Source organism: Streptomyces sp. NPDC048258 (assembly GCF_043201995.1).
GTDB lineage: Bacteria > Actinomycetota > Actinomycetes > Streptomycetales > Streptomycetaceae > Streptomyces.
On the sequence record NZ_JBICZH010000014.1, the window covers coordinates 50,714 to 68,542 of the forward strand.

At 73.2% G+C, this 17,829-nt stretch carries 12 protein-coding genes and 1 pseudogene; 9 read left to right on the forward strand and 4 right to left on the reverse strand.

Annotated features, from left to right (window positions below):
* Positions 1-30: 30 nt before the first annotated feature.
* The 3 genes and pseudogenes from ACGFYQ_RS28260 to ACGFYQ_RS28270 all read right to left on the reverse strand — a co-directional run bounded on the left by ACGFYQ_RS28260 (position 31) and on the right by ACGFYQ_RS28270 (position 4,211).
* A complete protein-coding gene (locus ACGFYQ_RS28260; protein ID WP_393748633.1) occupies positions 31-1,044 on the reverse strand; it encodes a TolB family protein in 1,014 nt (337 codons plus the stop codon).
* Between the two features lie 866 nt (positions 1,045-1,910).
* Positions 1,911-3,212: pseudogene (locus ACGFYQ_RS28265) on the reverse strand (MFS transporter); the annotation flags it as partial.
* Positions 3,213-3,329: 117 nt separating this feature from the next.
* A complete protein-coding gene (locus tag ACGFYQ_RS28270) occupies positions 3,330-4,211 on the reverse strand; it encodes a glycosyltransferase family 2 protein (protein ID WP_393748635.1) in 882 nt (293 codons plus the stop codon).
* A gap of 315 nt (positions 4,212-4,526) precedes the next feature.
* Here ACGFYQ_RS28270 and ACGFYQ_RS28275 point away from each other — a divergent pair, with 315 nt between their 5' ends.
* From ACGFYQ_RS28275 to ACGFYQ_RS28305, 7 genes are all read left to right on the forward strand, one after another.
* Positions 4,527-5,612, forward strand: a complete 1,086-nt coding sequence (locus ACGFYQ_RS28275; RefSeq protein ID WP_393748637.1) for a Gfo/Idh/MocA family protein — start codon at positions 4,527-4,529, stop codon at positions 5,610-5,612.
* Positions 5,613-5,732: 120 nt separating this feature from the next.
* Positions 5,733-6,737, forward strand: coding sequence for an NAD-dependent epimerase/dehydratase family protein (locus tag ACGFYQ_RS28280; protein WP_393748639.1), 1,005 nt, complete (start codon positions 5,733-5,735; stop codon positions 6,735-6,737).
* Positions 6,734-7,888: a DegT/DnrJ/EryC1/StrS family aminotransferase gene (locus ACGFYQ_RS28285; protein WP_393748641.1), complete on the forward strand. Its 1,155-nt coding sequence runs from the start codon at positions 6,734-6,736 to the stop codon at positions 7,886-7,888. The genes ACGFYQ_RS28280 and ACGFYQ_RS28285 overlap by 4 nt, the downstream gene beginning before the upstream one ends.
* On the forward strand, positions 7,885-8,655 hold the full coding sequence (locus ACGFYQ_RS28290; protein ID WP_393748643.1) for a NeuD/PglB/VioB family sugar acetyltransferase: 771 nt from the start codon (positions 7,885-7,887) through the stop codon (positions 8,653-8,655). The genes ACGFYQ_RS28285 and ACGFYQ_RS28290 overlap by 4 nt, the downstream gene beginning before the upstream one ends.
* On the forward strand, positions 8,652-9,770 hold the full coding sequence (locus tag ACGFYQ_RS28295) for a DegT/DnrJ/EryC1/StrS family aminotransferase (RefSeq protein ID WP_393748645.1): 1,119 nt from the start codon (positions 8,652-8,654) through the stop codon (positions 9,768-9,770). Before ACGFYQ_RS28290 ends, ACGFYQ_RS28295 begins: the two co-directional genes overlap by 4 nt.
* Before the next feature lie 17 nt (positions 9,771-9,787).
* Complete coding sequence (locus ACGFYQ_RS28300; protein ID WP_393748647.1) at positions 9,788-13,090, forward strand: DUF4082 domain-containing protein; 3,303 nt, start codon at positions 9,788-9,790, stop codon at positions 13,088-13,090.
* A complete protein-coding gene (locus tag ACGFYQ_RS28305) occupies positions 13,087-14,136 on the forward strand; it encodes a glycosyltransferase family 2 protein (protein WP_393748649.1) in 1,050 nt (349 codons plus the stop codon). Before ACGFYQ_RS28300 ends, ACGFYQ_RS28305 begins: the two co-directional genes overlap by 4 nt.
* A gap of 17 nt (positions 14,137-14,153) precedes the next feature.
* Here the strand turns inward: ACGFYQ_RS28305 and ACGFYQ_RS28310 are convergent, their stop codons facing one another.
* Complete coding sequence (locus ACGFYQ_RS28310) at positions 14,154-14,780, reverse strand: hypothetical protein (RefSeq protein WP_393748651.1); 627 nt, start codon at positions 14,778-14,780, stop codon at positions 14,154-14,156.
* Positions 14,781-14,868: 88 nt separating this feature from the next.
* Here ACGFYQ_RS28310 and ACGFYQ_RS28315 point away from each other — a divergent pair, with 88 nt between their 5' ends.
* Together ACGFYQ_RS28315 and ACGFYQ_RS28320 are read left to right on the forward strand one after the other, a co-directional pair.
* Positions 14,869-16,893, forward strand: a complete 2,025-nt coding sequence (locus ACGFYQ_RS28315) for an O-antigen ligase family protein (RefSeq protein ID WP_393748653.1) — start codon at positions 14,869-14,871, stop codon at positions 16,891-16,893.
* A 2-nt stretch (positions 16,894-16,895) separates the two neighbouring features.
* Positions 16,896-17,810 carry a glycosyltransferase gene (locus ACGFYQ_RS28320; protein WP_393748655.1) on the forward strand — a complete coding sequence of 305 codons (915 nt, stop codon included), beginning with the start codon at positions 16,896-16,898 and terminating at the stop codon, positions 17,808-17,810.
* Positions 17,811-17,829 lie beyond the last annotated feature (19 nt).

Below are 17,829 nucleotides of genomic sequence, written 5' to 3' on the forward strand. Positions count from 1 at the left end.
ATGTAATGCTTGTCACGAACCGAGGCAAGATCATCCGAGGCGGGTCGGCGAGGAGGCACCCGGGGCCAGCAGGCGGGGGGCGCCGGTGCCGTCGGCGGGCACCGTCCACAGGTCCGTGGTGTCGGGGGCGCCCTCGGCGGGGAGGGCGTAGGCGAGGGTCCGGTCGTCCAGCCAGAGGGCCTGGTCGTCCACGCTGTGCTTCTCCGCGAGCGGGTGCTCGCGGAGCGTCGCCAGGTCCAGGACGTGCTCGCGCCACAGCGCCGCACCGCGCTGCACGCGCTTCTTGTACGCGATGCGGGTCTCGTCCGGGGACAGGGAGGGGCACTCGACGTTCTGCGCGAGGGTGGTGACCGTACGCCGGGATATCGAGCCTCTGACCAGGTGCGTCTGACCCGCGGTGCCCAGGGTGGCGTAGAAGGTGTCGTCGTCCTTGGCGAAGGTGACGCCCCAGAGGTTCACGTCCGCGGAGCGGTACTCCCGGCCGTCCATGGAGATGGCGAACTTCTCCAGATCGGGTTCGAGGGCTCCGCTGCGGGTGTCCACGATCGCCGTGCGGGTGGAGAAGAACGCGGCTCCGTACGACTCGCCGGCGACGAAGACGGTCCAGGCGGCGAACCGGCCGCTGGGCGAGACCCGGGCCCGGCTGGGCGTGCCCGCGAGGGGGAAGCTGCGCACCGTGCGCAGGTCGGCGTCGACGATCAGGGCCCGGTTGTCCTGGGCGAGCGCGCCCGGCGTGGAGCGCAGGCACACGCCGGTGCCCGCGGCGGCGTGGAAGCGCTGGCAGGTGAGGTCGGAGGCGGTGCGCGGGGCCTCGGGCGTCCCCGCCGGGACCGAGGTGAGGGCGCCGCGGTGCGGGCCGGGGGTGGCGTTGAGGAAGGTCAGCCGGTCCTGCGGGCCGAGGGTGACGCTGCCCGCGGTGACGGCCGGGCCGCCCGGCTGCGGCCGGTCGCCGCGCGCGGCGGCGCGCAGCACCAGTGCGGCGGCGAGGCCCCCGAGGAGCAGCACGGCCGCGGTGAGTACGAGCAGGCGGCGCGACAACGTCATCGGGTTCCTCGCGGGCGTGGGGTCGGCTCGGGCGGGTCGGTTGGGCCGGTCGGGCCGGTCGGGGACGGGGCCGTCGGGGACGGGTCGTTCGGGTCCGGTGTGGTGCCGTCCGGGGTGGTGCTCGCCGGAGTGGTGCCGCCCGGGGCGGTGCTCGCCGGGGTCGCGCCGCCCGAGGTGGTGCCGTCCGGGGTCGCGCTGCCCGAGGTCGCGCTCGCCGGAGTGGTGCCGTCCGGGGTCGTGCTCGCCGGAGTGACGCCGCCCAGGGTCGTGCTCGCCGGAGTGACGCCGTCCAGGGTCGTGCTCGCCGGAGTGACGCCGTCCGGGGTCGTGCTCGCCGGAGTGACGCCGTCCGGGGTGGTGCTCGCCGGGGTCGTGCCGTCCGGGGTCGTGCTCGCCGGGGACGCGCCGCCCGGGGTGGTGCCGTCCGGGGTGGTGCTCGCCAGGGTCGCGCCGCCCGGGGTGGTGCCGCCCGGGGTCGCGCTCGCCAGGGTCGCGCCGCCCGGGGTGGTGCCGCCCGGGGTCGCGCTCGCCAGGGTCGCGCCGCCCGGGGTGGTGCCGTCCGGGGTCGCGCTCGCCAGGGTCGCGCCGCCCGGGGTGGTGCCGTCCGGGGTCGCGCTCGCCAGGGTCACGCCGCCCGGGGTCGTGCCGCCCGGGGTCGCGCTCGCCAGGGTCACGCCGCCCGGGGTGGTGCCGTCCGGGGTCGTGCTCGCCGGGGTCGCGCCGTCCGGGGTCGTGCTCGCCGGGGTCGCGCCGTCCGGGGTCGTGCTCGCCGGGGTCGCGCCGCCCGGGGCCGTACTCGCCGGAGTGACGCCGCCCGGGGCCGTACTCGCCGGAGTGACGCCGCCCGGGGCCGGGCCGTCCGGGGCCGCCGGACGCAGTACGAAGCCGGCGACGGCCGCGCAGCAGAGCAGGCCGGCCGCGGCGAGGGAGAGTGCCGGGCCGGTGCCCCAGAGCGTCCACGCCCCGCCGAAGGCCAGCGAGCAGCCGAAGCGGGCCAGCGCCTGGCCGGTGCCGACCAGGGCGAGGCCGGTGGCCCTCAGCTGCCGGGGCACGGTGGCGGCGACTGCGGCGGGCAGCACTCCGTCGGTGGCGGCGTAGAACATGCCGTGCAGCGCGAGGACGAGGTAGGGCAGGGCCGGCCAGTCGGGGGCCCACAGCAGCAGCCCGTACCCGGACAGCAGGAGGGCGTGCCCGGTGAGGAACACGGTGCGCCGCCCGATCCGGTCGGCGAGGGCGCCCGCCGGTACGGCCAGCAGCAGGAACACGGCGGCGGTGCCCAGCGGCAGCAGCGGGAACCACTGCTCGCCGATCCCGGCGCGGTCCTGCAGCAGGAGGTAGACGAAGGCGTCGCTGACGGTGGTCAGGCCCAGCAGGGCGGCGCAGCCCGCCAGGGCGCGCAGCCGGGGCAGGCGCAGCAGGGCCAGTGCCTCGCGCGGGCCCGCGGAGCCCGGTGCCGGGCGGACGCCGCTCTTCGGCCGGGGCCGGGGCCGGGGCCGCGGCCCCGGCCGGAGGTCGTCGCCACCGCCACCGGACGGTACGAACAGCACGAGCACCACGACCCCGAGTACGGCGACGCACGCGCTGACGCCGAAGACCGCGTCGTAGCCGTCGACCGCCACGCTCAGGATGAGGAAGGCGGCGAGGGGGCCGAGCAGCGCCCCGGTGGTGTCCATGGCACGGTGCACACCGAAGGCGCGGCCCTGTAACTCCGCCGGTGTGGACAGGGAGATCAGCGCGTCGCGCGGCGCGGTGCGCAGGCCCTTGCCGGTGCGTTCCAGCGCGAGGACCACGCCCACCGGGCCCAGGCTGTGGGCGAGCAGCAGCAGCGGCTTGCACAGGGCGGACAGGCCGTAGCCGATGCCGGCGATCAGCTTGTGGTTGCGGACCCGGTCGGCGAGGTGCCCGCCGGTCAGCTGGACCAGGGCGCTGACCCCGTTGTAGACGCCGTCGAGCGCGCCGAAGCCGAGGGGGCTCAGGCCCAGCCCCGCGACCAGGTACAGGGGCAGCACGGCGGTGACCATCTCGGAGGAGATGTCCGTGATCAGGCTGACCGTGCCCAGCGCGAGGACGGCGGAGGCGACGGCGGGGGTCCGCCCGCGCCCGGGGACGCTGTCCCCGTCCGGCGCGGTCTTCGCCCCGGCGGGGCCGGAGCGGTCCGCGAGGTACATGCTCAGGAGCTCCCGGTGGCGACGGTCTCGGACACTCGAACGTGCGAGTGGAAACATAGTCGTTGTAGTGGGCAACGGAGGTGTGTTCGCCGCGATCCGGCCGCCGTACGCACGGGCTCAGTTCTGCCGGCTGCTCTCGTCCCGCAGCCAGGTGGAGAAGTCCCCGCTGCGGATGGCCTTGCGGGCGCCCCTGCGGGCGGCGAACGCCGCCGCGGCGAAGACCACGACCGCGGGGAGCAGCCGCGGTTGGGTCCGCAGCAGGGCGCGCAGATCGGCCGTTCCGGTGCGGGCGGACGGCGCGGCCGGGGCCCCGGCCTCTCGCGAGGCCTGGAAGCGCTCGTACTCGGCGGAGGAGGTCGCCGCGCGGATCCGCCGCCTGACGAGGTCGGACCAGGTGCGCGGCGGATGGACGACGACCCGGGCGGCCTCGACCACGCGCCGCTCCCCCGGCCCGAAGGCGAGCGACGCGGCCAGGTCGTCGGCCATCAGCGGGGGCAGCGCGGCGATCCGCGCGTGCCCCGGCTCGGACACGGCGATGACCCCCCGGCCGAACAGGCCCTCGCGGACGGCCGGCAGCCGCTGCCACACCCGGTAGTACTCCCGTACCGGCCACGCGCAGCCGGTGAGCGGGATGTCCCGGCCGGGGGCGGTGGCGAGCAGGTCCGGATTCCTGGCGAGCGCACCGGTCAGGGCGCGTACGTCGGCGGCCCCGACGACGACGTCGGCGTCCACGTAGAGGCGCGGGAAGCCCCGCGCGTGCTCGTCTCCGACCCGGAGCGCCGTGTGCTTGGAGGGGGTCGGGATCTCGACCACCCGGACGCGGGGGCCGCGCGCGGCCGCCACCTCGGCGGTGTCGTCGGTACAGCCGTTGCACACGACGACGATGTCGGGCCCGGAAGCGGAGGGCGTGGTGGATGTCGAGGTGTCGGCCAGGAGCGCGTCGAGGAGCCGGCCGATGACCCGGCCCTCGTTGTGGGCCGGTATCACGATGCTGGTCACCCGGGCAGTATGCACGCTCGAACACACGCACCGGGTGTTTCCCTCAACTCTCCCCGGGGGTACGCCCGGTGGACTAGATTGACCGTCGTTACGGGTTCGGCTGCTCGGGGGAAACACGCAGCCGGGCCGGGGGGCGGAAGTACGCGCATTACGCAGAGCATCGGTTGTGGGGGGCCATCACCGTTGAGCGGGTCACGCAGGGGACGCGGGGGCGTTCCGGCCCGCCGTCGACGGCGTTTCCCTCCATCACACGCGTCCCGGCCAGGAGTTGTCGACACGCCAGCCGGCGTGTTTCGCGGAGCGAAGGGGAACGCTGTGAAGGACACTGCGAAGGACGCCGCCGCCGGCCGGGGGCCCGCGGAGCCGTTAGGCGTCGCCGTGGTCGGCGCGGGCTACTGGGGCCCCAACCTCGTCCGCAACTTCCAGTCCACACCGGAGTTCCGGCTCCGCTGGCTCTGCGACCTGGACGAGGACCGGGCCCGGCAGGTGCTCGGCGGGTACTCCACGGTCCGGGCGACCTCCGACTACGCGGAGGTCCTCGCCGACCCGGCCGTCGACGCGGTCGCCGTGGCCACCCCCGCCGGGACGCATCTGGACGTGGCGCTGGCCGCCCTGCGCGCCGGAAAGCACGTCCTCGTGGAGAAGCCCCTCGCCGCCACGTACGAGGACGGGCTGCGGCTGGTGACCGAGGCCGAGGAACGCGGTCTCACGCTGATGTGCGACCACACGTACTGCTACACCCCGGCCGTGGGCCGCATCCGGGAGATGGTCCGCTCCGGCGAACTCGGCGACATCCAGTTCTTCGACTCGGTCCGGATCAACCTCGGGCTGGTCCAGAAGGACATCGACGTGCTGTGGGACCTGGCCCCGCACGACCTGTCGGTCCTCGACTTCATCCTCCCGGACCACGTCCGGCCGGTCGCCGTGGCCGCGCACGGAGCCGACCCGATCGGGGCCGGGCAGTCCTGCGTGGCCTACCTGACGCTCCAGCTCAACACCGGTGCCATCGCGCACGTGCACGTCAACTGGCTGTCCCCGACGAAGGTACGGACCACCATGGTCGGCGGGTCCAAGCGCACCCTGGTGTGGGACGACCTCAACCCCGCCCAGCGTGTGGCGGTGTTCGACCGCGGGGTGGACCTGACCGCCCCGCAGGAGATCGGCGCGGACGAGCGCCGGGACATGCTCGTCTCCTACCGGACCGGCGACATGGTGGCGCCCGCGCTCGGCGAGAAGGAGGCCTTGCGCAGCATGGTCGAGGAGTTCGCCGCCGCGATCAGGACGGGGCGGCCCGCACTGACCGACGGCCGGGCCGGCCTGCACGTGCTGGACATCCTCGAAGCGGCCTCCCGGAGCCTGGAGTTCCGCGGCGCGGTCGTCGGACTGCGCACCGGGCGTTGACCGTTCGCGGACCGATCGCGGGCCGATGGCCGATCACCGGCCGATCACCGGCCGTCCGCAGGCCGCTCGCAGGCCTTTCGCACGCATGAAAGACATGACCGACTCAGTGGGGGCAGGGCGTTGAGCAGCGTACGAGGCAAGAGGATTCTGGTCACCGGCGGGGCGGGCACCATCGGCTCGCACCTGGTGGACCTCCTGGTGGACAACGGGGCACGCGAGATCACGGTGCTCGACAACTTCGTGCGGGGGCGGGCCGCCAACCTGGCCCGCGCCCTGCCCAGCGGCGTGGTGGAGGTCGTCGAGGGCGACATCCGCGACGTGGCCGCGGTGCGCAAGGCGACGGATGGCGCCGACCTGGTGTTCCACCTCGCCGCCATCCGCATCACCCAGTGCGCGGAGGAGCCCCGGCTGGCGAACGAGGTGCTGGTGGACGGCACGTTCAACGTGCTGGAGGCGGCGGCCGCCGCCGGGGTGGGCAAGGTGATCGCCTCCTCCTCGGCCTCGGTCTACGGGCTCGCCGAGACCTTCCCGACCACCGAGCGCCACCACCCGTACAACAACGACACCTTCTACGGCGCGGCGAAGGCCTTCAACGAGGGTGTGCTCCGCAGCTTCCACGCCATGTACGGGCTGGACTACGTCGCGCTGCGCTACTTCAACGTGTACGGGCCCCGGATGGACATCCACGGGCTGTACACCGAGGTGCTCATCCGCTGGATGGAGCGGATCTCCGCGGGCGAGCCGCCGCTGATCCTCGGTGACGGCGCCCAGACCATGGACTTCGTCGACGTCAGGGACATCGCGAGGGCCAATCTGCTGGCGGCGGAGTCGGATCTGACCGACGAGGTCTTCAACGTCGCGAGCGGGACCGAGACCAGCCTGCTCGACCTCGCGCTCGGCCTGCTGGAGGCGATGGGCGCGGAGGGCCTGGAGCCGGTGTACGGGCCTGCCCGCGCCGTGAACGGGGTGACCCGCCGTCTCGCGGACACCTCGCGCGCCGCCGAGCGGCTCGGCTTCACCGCGGAGATCGACATGCGCGGCGGGCTGCGGGACCTGGTGGACTGGTGGCGAGCCGAGCGCGCCGCCGATGCCGCCGCGGCCGCCCCCGCGAAGGCCGGCCGATGAGCACCCCGGACGCCGCGCCCGCCCGAATCCCGGTCATGGTGCCGTGGCTGGGCGACGAGGAGGCGAAGGCCGCCGCCGACGCGGTGCTCTCCGGCTGGGTCGCCCAGGGCCCCCGGGTCGCCGAGTTCGAGCGGGCCTTCGCGGAGCGGGTGGGCGCCGAGCACGGCATCGCGGTGAGTTCGTGCACCACCGCCCTGCACCTGGCCCTCATCGCGCTGGACCTGGGTCCGGGCGACGAGGTCGTCGTCCCCTCCCTGTCGTTCATCGCCACGGCCAACGCGGTGCGCTACGTGGGGGCCCGGCCGGTGTTCGCGGACGTCGAGGAGGCCACCGGCAACCTGACCCCGGCCACCGTGGACGCGGTCCGCACGCCCCGGACGAAGGCGGTGCTCGCCGTCCACCAGGGCGGGGTGCCCGCGGACGTGCACGCGCTGCGCGCGGCCTGCGCGGAATGGGACGTCGCCCTGGTGGAGGACGCCGCCTGCGGCATCGGCGCGACCGTGGGCGGCAAGTCCGTCGGCCACGGCGCGCTGCTCGCCGCCTGGTCGTTCCACCCCCGCAAGGTGATCACCACCGGCGAGGGCGGCATGCTGACCACGGACGACTCGCGGTGGGCGGAGCGGCTGCGCCGGCTGCGCGAGCACGGCATGAACGTGTCCGCCGCGCAGCGGCACGCGAGCGCCAAGCCGATCGTCGAGAGCTATCTGGAGGTCGGCTACAACTACCGGATGACCGACATCCAGGCCGCGGTCGGCCTGGTGCAGCTGGGCAAGCTGGACGCGATCGTGGCCCGGCGGCGGGCGCTGGCCGCCCGGTACGCGGAGCTGCTGCGCGAGGTCCCGGGTCTCACCCCGGTCGAGGATCCCGGTCACGGCCAGGGCAACTTCCAGTCGTACTGGGTGCTGCTGGCCGAGGGGTTCCCGGTCGGCCGGGACGAGCTGCTCGCCGTGCTCTCCGGGGCCGGGGTCTCGGCCCGGCGCGGGATCATGGCCTCGCACCTGGAGCCGGCGTACGCGGGGCACGGTGCGGCGCCGCTGCCGGTGACCGAGCGGATCAGCCGGGACTCCCTGATCCTGCCGCTGTTCCACACCATGACGGACGCCGAGCAGGACCGGGTGGTGGCGGTGCTCCGGGAACAGGCCGGCGGATGAGCGGGCCCCGGCCCCGGACCGATGATCTGCTGATCGTCGGCGCGGGCGGGTTCGCGCGGGAGACCGCCCAGGCGGTGCGGGACGCGGGCGCCGCGGACGCGGCGCTCGGCCGCACGCCGCGGTGGCGGCTCGCCGGGCACCTCGACGACGACCCGGCCCTGCACGGGCGGGACGTCGACGGGGTGCCGGTGCTGGGCGGCTGCGACCGGGTGCACGAGCTGGCCGACGCCCGGGTGGTGGTGTGCGTCGGCAGTCCGCGCGACTACGCCGTACGGGCCCGCCTGGTGCGGCGCCTGGGCCTGCCCATGAGCCGGTACGCGACGGTGGTCCACCCCACGGCGGTGGTGTCGGGGTCCTCGGTGCTCGGCGCGGGCTCGGTGCTGCTCGCGCACTGTGTGCTGACCGCCGCAGTCAGGGTCGGGTCCCATGTGGCGGTGATGCCGCAGGTGGTCCTCACCCACGACGACTGGGTCGGGGACTTCGCCACGCTCGCCTCGGGGGTCCGCCTCGGCGGCGGGGTGCGGCTGGGGCGGGGGGCGTACGTCGGCGCGGGGTCGCTGGTCCGCGAGTACACGACGGTCGGCGCCTGGTCGCTGACCGGTATGGGAAGCACGGTCCTGGCCGATGTGCCGCCCGGCGAGGTCTGGGCCGGCAGCCCGGCCCGCCGGCTGCGCGCGGCGGACGGCCCGGCGCTCGACGAGCTGCGGGCGGACGGCAACGAGACCGGCTGGAGGCCGGAGACACGGATGGGGAGCACCGTCGGATGAACCAGATACCGCTCGTCGACCTGAAGGCGGCGCACGCCGAGGTCGCCGAGGAATTACGGGCAGGATTCGACCGCGTGCTGGCCGACACCGCGTTCATCGGCGGTGAGGAGGTCCGCGCGTTCGAGCGCGAGTACGCCGAATTCGCCGGGGTCGGGCACTGCGTGGGCGTCGCCAACGGAACCGACGCCCTCGAACTGGCCCTGCGCGCCAGTGGGGTCGGCGTCGGCGACGAGGTGGTGCTGCCCGCCAACACCTTCATCGCCACCGCGGGCGCCACCGCCCGGATCGGTGCCCGGCCGGTCCTGGTCGACTGCCTCCCCGACAGCCTCCTGATGGACCCGCAGGCCGCGCTGGACGCGGTCGGGAAGGCCACCCGCGCGGTGGTCCCGGTCCACCTGTACGGGCAGTGCGCCGACGCCGCGGAGCTGGTGGCGCGGCTGCCGGCCCACGTGAAGGTCGTCGAGGACGCCGCGCAGAGCCAGGGCGCCACCCGGGACGGCCGCTCCCCCGGCAACGGCGGGATCGCCGCGACCAGCTTCTATCCGGGCAAGAACCTCGGCGCGTACGGCGACGCCGGTGCGGTGGTGACCGACGACGAGGAGACGGCCGCCCTGGTGCGGGCGCTGGCCAACCACGGCGGCGTCGCCAAGTACCGCCACGACGTGGCCGGGTTCAACAGCCGGCTGGACGGTCTGCAGGCCGTGGTCCTGCGGGCGAAGCTGGCCCGGCTGGCCGAAGGGAACGCCGCCCGCCGGGCGGCCGCGGCCCGCTACGACGGGCTGCTGGGCGACCTGGCGGCCGCCGGACGCGTCACCCCGCCGGTGACGGCGGAGGGCAACGTCCACGTGTGGCACCTGTACGTCGTCCGGCTCGCCGCCGGAGCGGACCGCGACGCCGTCGTCGGCAAGCTCAACGCGGAGGGCATCGGCGCGGGGGTGCACTATCCGGCCCCGGTCCACCTCACCCCGGCCTTCGCCCACCTCGGTCACGTCCGCGGCGACTTCCCGCACGCCGAGCTGGCCGCGGACCGGATGCTCTCCCTTCCGCTCTTCCCGCAGATCACCGCTGACCAACAGCAGCGGGTCGTCGACGCGCTGACAAACGCCCTGCGCTGACGCAAGAAGAGGTACAGATGAACAGACGGAGAAGGCTCCTCCGGTACGGTCTCTTCACCGTGGTCGCGGCTCTCATGGCCACGGTCCTGCCGCCGTCCGCGGTGGCCGGTGCGGTCGACCCGTGCGGCCCGGGGACGAACGCGATCGTGTGCGAGAACTCCAAACCGGGCACTCCGATGTCCGATTGGTTCGCGGCAGGCGCGTACGGCGACATCAAGGGGTTCCCGGCCCAGACCAGCGTCCAGGCTGGCGAAACCGTGCAGTTCAAGATCCAGTCGCCGACCGCGTACCACGTCTCGGTCTACCGGCTCGGCTACTACGGGGGCAACGGGGCCCGCCTGATGTCGACCGCCGCGCAGGCGGCCCAGACGTACCCGGCGAACTTCGCGCCGGGCGGCAATCCCAAGAGCTGTACGACCAAGGCCTCCACCGGCCTCGTCGACTGCGGGAACTGGCCGGCGACCGCTTCGTGGAGCGTGCCGTCCGATGCCGTCTCCGGTCTGTACATCGCCAACTTCGACCAGGCGGACGGCAACGGCGTGATGCCCTACCCGTTCGTCGTCCGCAACGACTCCAGCCACTCCGACATCGTGGTGCAGACCGCCGACCAGACCTGGCAGGCGTACAACAACTACGGCGGCCAGGACCTCTACGACGGCACCGGCCCGGCCCCGGACGGGCGTGCGTACGAGGTCAGCTACAACCGGCCGATGGACATCGGCGGGGAGAACGGGATCTACGGCTCCGAGTACCAGATGGTCTCGTGGCTGGAGCGCAACGGGTACGACGTGAGCTACATGTCCGGGATCGACATGTCGACCCGGGGTGCGGCGCAGCTGCAGAACCACAAGGTCTTCATGTCCTCGGGGCATGACGAGTACTGGACCCAGGACCAGTTCACCAACGCGCTGAACGCCCGCCGGACCGGGGTCAACCAGACGTACTTCAGCGGCAACGAGGTCTTCTGGAAGACCCGTCTCGCGCCGAGCATCGACGGCGCGAACACCGCCAACCGGACGCTGGTCTGCTACAAGGAGACCAAGCTGTCCTTCCCGGTTCCGAACGGCGTGCCCGACCCGAGCGGGATCTGGACGGGCACCTTCATGGATCCGGCCAGCGGCACCAACGGGCGGACCTATCAGCCGCAGAACCAGCTGACCGGCTCGCTGTTCAGCGTGAACGGCTCCCGCAGCGACGCGATCACCGTTCCGGGCTCCTTCGCCAAGATGCGGCTGTGGCGCAACACCACCGTCGCGGCCCTGGCCCCCTCCCAGACCGCCACGTTCCCGGTCGGCACCCTTGGCTACGAATGGGACAGCGACGTGGAGGACGGCTACCGGCCGCCGGGCCAGATCGCAATGTCTTCGACCACGGTGGACATCAACGACGGCAAGTTCCGGCTCGACTACGGAAACACCTACGGCAACGGCACCGCGACGCACAGTCTGGTGGCCTTCCGCGACCAGACCTCACACGCCCTGGTCTTCGGGGCGGGCACGGTGCAGTGGTCCTGGGGCCTGACGAACATGCCGACCGGCAATCCGGACGACGCGGTGGTCACCGAGGACAAGCGGATGCAGCAGGCCACGGTGAACGTGTTCGCCGACATGGGCGTCCAGCCCAAGTCCCTGCAGAGCAACCTGGTCGCCGCGACGGCCTCGACGGACACCGTCGGTCCCGCCGTCACCGTGACCAGCCCGGCGGCGAACGCCACCGTGCCGGCCCTGAAGCCCGTGACCATCAAGGGCACCGCGGCCGATACCGGCGGCGGGGTGGTGGCCCGCGTGGAGATCTCCACCGACGGCGGGACCACGTGGAAGGCGACCACGGGCCTCGGGTCCTGGAGCTACACGTGGACGCCGACCGCCCAGGGCGCGGCCCAGATCAAGGTGCGCGCGGTGGACGACAGCGTGAACATCGGCGCCACCACCACGGTGGCGCTGACCGTCGGCCCGCAGCAGTGCCCGTGCACCGTCTGGCCGGCCGCGACCGTGCCGGGCACGGTCAACGGCGGTGACGGCGGAGCCGTCGAACTCGGCGTGAAGATCCGCTCGTCGGTGCCCGGTTCCATCACCGGCATCCGGTTCTACAAGTCCCCCGCCAACACCGGCACCCACACCGGCAGCCTGTGGAGCAGCAGTGGCCAGCGCCTGGCCACCGGCACCTTCACCAACGAGACGGCGTCCGGCTGGCAGCAGCTGAACTTCTCCTCCCCGGTGCCGATCAAGCCCAACACCACCTACATCGCCTCCTACTTCGCACCGCACGGCGGCTATTCCTACGACACCACCTTCGCCTCGTCCGACGCCGGTCTGGCCCCGCTCACCGCGTTGAAGAACGGCACCGACGGCGGCAACGGCGTCTACCGCTACAGTGCCACGGGCGGCTTCCCGAACAACGCGTCCTCGGGCAGCAACTACTGGGTGGACGCGGTGCTCGACACCGCCACGGCCAGCACGACGCCGCCGACCGTCACCGCCATCTCGCCGCAGTCCGCGGCGACCGGCACGGCGATCACGACGTCCGTGACGGCGACCTTCAGCGGGGCGATCGACGCGGACACGCTCGCGTTCACCCTGAAGGACTCCGGGGGCAACTCCGTACCGGGCACCAAGGTGCTCGGGGCGTCGAACAGCGCCAACTTCACCCCGGCCGGCGAGCTCGCGCTCAGCACCACGTACACGGCGTCCGTGCAGGCCTCCGACCTGTGGGGCAATGCCATGGCCGCGCCGGTGACGTGGAACTTCACGACCAGTACGACACCGCCGACGGTCAACTGCCCCTGCACGCTGTGGACCGGCACAGCGACCCCGAGCACCGCCAACGTGGGTGACGACACCAACTCGGTGGAGTTGGGCACCCGCTTCCAGTCGGCGGTGAACGGCTACATCACCGGCGTCACCTTCTACAAGGGTCCGAACAACACCGGTACCCACACCGGCAGTCTCTGGGCCGCCGACGGCACGCTCCTGGCCACCGGCACCTTCGGCAGCGAAACGCTGACCGGCTGGCAGCAGCTCAAGTTCGCCACCCCGGTGCCCATCACCGCGGGAACCTCATACGTGGCCTCCTACCACGCGCCGAACGGCAACTACTCGGTGGACGGCGGCTACTTCACGGCGGCGCACCGCTCCTACCCGCTGGTCGCCCCGGCCGACGGCACGGGCGGGGCCAACGGCCTCTACAAGTACGGCGCGTCCACCGCCTTCCCCACCAACACCTTCGGCTCGGTGAACTACTGGGTCGGTCCGATCTTCACCACCACCCCGCCCGCGACGCTCGCCGAGTCGGCCGCCGCCTCGGAGGTGTCCGGCCAGTGAGCACGGTCAGCGTGGTGATCCCCTGCTACAAGTACGGCCACTTCCTGGCCGACTGCGTCAAGAGCGTCCTGGACGAACAGGAGGGCGTCGACGTCCGGGTGCTGATCATCGACGACGCCTCCCCCGACGACTCCGCGGACGTGGCGCGCGCCCTGGCGGCCGGTGACCCGCGGATCGAGGTCCGGGTCCACGAGCAGAACAAGGGCCACATCGCCACCTACAACGAGGGGCTGCTGGAGTGGGCCGACGGGGACTACGTCGCCCTGCTGTCGGCGGACGACCGGCTGGTCCCCGGGGCCCTGGTACGGGCCGCCGCCCTGCTCGACGCGCATCCGGAGGCGGGTTTCGCCTACGGCCGGCCGCTGCGGTTCCAGCACGGCGGGCCGCTGCCCGCGGCCCGTACCCGCAGCACGGGGTCGGTCGTGTACCCCGGACGGTGGTGGCTGGAGCGGCGCTTCCGGGAGGGCACCGGATGCATCACCTCACCCGAGGTGGTCGTCCGGACCAGTCTCCAGCGCAAGGTCGGGGGCTACGATCCGGAGCTCCCGCACACCGGTGACATCGAGATGTGGATGCGGCTCGCGGCGCACGCCGACGTGGGCTACGTCCGCGGGGCCGATCAGGCCTTCTACCGGGTCCACGGCAACAACATGTCCACCACCGACTTCGGCGGGCAGCTCGACGACCTGCGCCAGCGGCTCGTCGCCTTCGACTCGGTGCTGGAGAAGTGCGGCGTCCTGCTCCCGGAGGCCGGCCGGCTGTCCCTCGCCGCGCGCACCCGGCTCGCCCGGTACGCGCTGCGGCGCGCCTACCGGGCCTACGACCGGGGCCGGACCGGGGTCGTTCCGGTGGACGAGCTCGTGGAGTTCGCTGCCGAGTGCCTGCCCGGCGGCTACACCGCGCTCGGCGAGTACCGGGCACTGCGCAGGCGCCGGCGGATCGGGGCGCGCGTGATGCCGTACCTCCAGCCGCTGGTGCTCTCGGCCGTCGCCGACCGGGGCCGCGAGTGGCTGTGGTGGCAGTCCTGGAAGCGCCGAGGGATCTGATGCACCGTCCGCACCACTCAGCTGCTCGCCCGCCGCGCCCGGCGGGCGAGCAGCCGGTCGGTCCACAGGGCCGCCGGCACCCCGGCCACCACGGCGAGCATCGCCGCCCCGGCCAGCCCGCGGCTCTTCGTGCCGGTCTGCGCCACGGCGTTCGGCGGCACCAGGAGGGTGATGCCCATCCGGGCCGCTTCGGGGATGCCCTGCTGCGACTGCAGGTCCGTCACGTGCTTCGCGTACAGCTCGATGATCTTCCGTACGGCCGTGTTCGCGGCGTCCGGGCCGGGCTGCTCGGCCTGGATCTGCAGCGAGGGGATCAGGTAGCGCGGGGTCACGCTGGTTCCGCTGTTGCGGGGGATCAGCCGGTAGGTGCCGTCGACCCCCGCGGCGCGCAGCTCGCCGGTTCCGGCGGGCGACTCCAGCTGGCGTACGGCCGCGTAGGAGACGGCGGCGAGCGGCGGCTGCAGATTGGCGAGCTGGTTGGGCTGGTTTCCGGTCACCGGCGGTGTGAGCACGACGATCGCCGAGCTCAGGTACGTCGGAGTGGGGCGCAGCACCTGGAGGGCTCCGGCGGCCGCCAGCGCCATCGCCAGGACCAGGACGTACCAGCGCCGATGCAGCGCGCGAACCAGCTCACCAGGCGACACACGATTCCTTCCGTTCCCCACGTCGTGATCGATCCTGTCAGGCCACGTGTCGGCTCGCTATCAAATCCGGTACGTACGGGGGGCGTTCGTGACCATCGGTGAAATACTCGCGGTGCTCCGGCGCCGCTGGTACGTGATGGTGCCGCTGACGCTGATCGGTCTGCTCGCGGCCGGCCACCTCTACCGGTCGGTGCCGGTGGAGTACCAGTCGCAGAGCTCGGTGGCGCTGATCGACTCCAAGGCGGTCTCCGACCTGGCCCCTGCCTTCGGCAATCCCATCGCCAATACGGGCGGTTCGCTGGTCGTGACCGCGGACGTGCTGATCAGGACCCTGTCGGGGACGGACGCGGCGCGGGACCTGAACGGCCTCGGGGTGACGGACCCGTACACGGTCTCCTTCGCCGCGAACGCCTCGGGCCCGCTGCTCACGCTGACCGTCACGGGTACCGACCGGGAGAAGGTGCTGCGGGAGACCAACATCCTCACCGGTTTCGCCGGGGAGCAGCTGGGCGCGCTCCAGGCGGCGGCCAAGGTCGAGCCCGCGTACGCCGTGCACACCACGCCCGTGGTGCTGCCGCAGATCCCGCGCCCCCAGCTCAAGACCCGCTACCAGCAGGTGCTGGGCGTCATCATCCTCTGCACCACGGCCGGGTTCACGCTGTCGTTCGTGACCGAGACCCTGGTGGTGGCGGTGCGCCGCCGGCGCGCGGACGGGTCGGCCCGCGGGGTGCCCGCGTGGCGGGCCCGCAGGCGGGCCCGGGGCCGCCGGCTGGACGCGGTGACGCTGCTCACCGGCTATCTGGCGCTGGCCTTCTTCATCCCGTCGAGTCTGACGCTGCCGGGGCTGGGCGGTGTGGGTACGCCGGCCAACGTGTTCGCGCTGCTGGGCCTGTTCTGGTACCTGGCGGCGTGGCTCACCGGCCGGATCCGGGCCGCCCCGGGCACCCGGCTGCCCCGGGTGATGATGTGGCTGCTGGCCGTCTCGGTGCTGGCCTCGTACGTGGCGAACGCGACCCGGGGCGCCTCCCGCAAGGAGGTCCTCGGCGCGGACCGCGGGCTGATCGGGCTGCTGGTGTGGGTATCCCTGGTGGTGCTGGTCTCCGCCGCGGTCTCGAACCGGGCCCGGCTCGACGTGCTGCTGCGCAGGGCCGTGGTGATGGCGGCGGTGGTGGCCGCCGTCGGCTTCTACGACTTCTTCACCGCCACGAACATCGCCGACCAGATCAGCATCCCCGGGCTCCAGTCGAGCGTCCCCCAGCTCGCCGCCATGGACCGCGGCGCCTTCACCCGCCCGCGCTCCACCACGGCGCACCCCCTGGAGTTCGGCGGGATGCTCGCCCTGCTGCTGCCCTTCGCCGTGCAGCAGGCCTTCGATCCGGTACGGGCCCACCTGCGCTGGTGGCGCCGCTGGGTGCCGGTGGTGCTGATGGGCGGCGCGCTGCCGCTGACGGTGTCGCGGACGTCGATCATCGGGGCCCTCATCGTGGTGCTGGTGATGGTGCCGCGGTGGAAGCCGCAGCGGCGGTGGTCCGCGATCGGTCTGCTGCTGTGCTCGGTCGCCTGCTTCAAGGTGATCGTCCCCGGGCTGATCGGGACCATCACCACCCTGTTCGGCTCCTTCCTGTCCAACTCCGACAGCAGCACCCAGGCCCGTACGGTCAAGTACGGCGCGATCATCCCGTACCTGGAGGGACGGCCCCTGTTCGGGCGCGGACTGGGCACCTTCATCCCCGAGCTGTACTTCTTCACCGACAACCAGTACATGCTGACGCTGACGGAGACGGGGCTGCTCGGGCTGACCGCCCTCCTGGCCCTCTTCCTGACCGGGATCCACCAGGGCGGCGCCATCCGCCGGCTGGCCCGCGAGGAATCCGACCGGGAGCTGGGGCAGGCCTTCTTCGCCTCCGCCCTGGTCGCCCTGGTCAGCAGCGCCACCTTCGACGCCCTCAGCTTCCCGATGTTCGCCGGGATGTTCTTCCTGACGATCGCCGCCGGCGGCAGTCACCTCGGCTTCATCCGGCGCGCGGCGCCGAAGCCCCTCCCCCTGGAGTCCTCATGCGGTCCGACAGTCCGGCCTCCCGCCGTCCGGCAGCCCCCGCTACCGGTCCGGTAGCCGTGGTTCTCGTCACCTGGAACAGTGTGGCGGTGCTGCCGGAGTTCCTCAGCTCCCTGCCGGAGGGCATGGCCGGGCTCGACTGGCGGCTCGTCGTCGCCGACAACGACTCGGCCGACGACACCGTGGAGCTGATCCGTTCCCTGGCCCCGGACGCGACGGTCGTCCAGACCGGCCGCAACGCCGGGTACGCGGCCGGGGTGAACGCCGCCCTCGCGGCCGCCGCCGACCTGCCGGGCGGCTTCGGGGCGGCCCTCGTCTGCAATCCGGACATCCGGATGCGGCGGGGCTGCGCCAAGCTGCTCGTGGACGGGCTCGGCGCGCCCGCGGCCGGTGGCGGCCGCGTGGGGATCAGCGTGCCGCTGCTGTACGAGGAGGACGGCCGCACCCTCGTGCACTCGCTGCGCCGGGAGTCGAGCGTGACCCGTGCCCTCGGGGAGGCCGTCATCGGCAACCGCCGGGCCGGGCGCTTCCCCCAGCTGAGCGAACTGGTCACCGACCCCGCCGCGTACGAGCGGCCGACGCCCGCGGACTGGGCGACCGGAGCCCTGATGGCCCTCTCCGCGGACTGCCTGGCCGCCTGCGGCTCCTGGGACGAGTCCTTCTTCCTCTACTCCGAGGAGACCGAATACTGCCTCCGTGCGCGAGACCGGGGATATGTCACGCAGTTGGAGCCGACGGCCGAGGCCGTACACCTGGGGGGCGACTCCCAGGTGTCGCCCCGGCTGTGGACCCTGCTCACCCTCAACCGCGTCCGTCTGTACCGGCGCCGGCACGGCCCCCTGGCCACGGCCGCCTTCCGCACCGCTGTCCTGCTCCGGGAGACCTCGCGATCCGCGCTCGGCCGCCCGGCCAGCCGAACGGCCGCCGCTGCCCTCGCCCGACCGGGCGCCCTGCGCGCCACGCCGGGGCCGTGATCGCGACCCGTCCGGGAGG

Bases quoted from the DNA above. Each gene is read 5' to 3' on its own strand.
- ACGFYQ_RS28290 (WP_393748643.1), top strand. From the start codon at position 7,885: ATGAGCGGGCCCCGGCCCCGGACCGATGATCTGCTGATCGTCGGCGCG.
- ACGFYQ_RS28285 (WP_393748641.1), top strand. From the start codon at position 6,734: ATGAGCACCCCGGACGCCGCGCCCGCCCGAATCCCGGTCATGGTGCCG.
- ACGFYQ_RS28295 (WP_393748645.1), top strand. From the start codon at position 8,652: ATGAACCAGATACCGCTCGTCGACCTGAAGGCGGCGCACGCCGAGGTC.
- ACGFYQ_RS28260 (WP_393748633.1), bottom strand. From the start codon at position 1,044: ATGACGTTGTCGCGCCGCCTGCTCGTACTCACCGCGGCCGTGCTGCTC.
- ACGFYQ_RS28300 (WP_393748647.1), top strand. From the start codon at position 9,788: ATGAACAGACGGAGAAGGCTCCTCCGGTACGGTCTCTTCACCGTGGTC.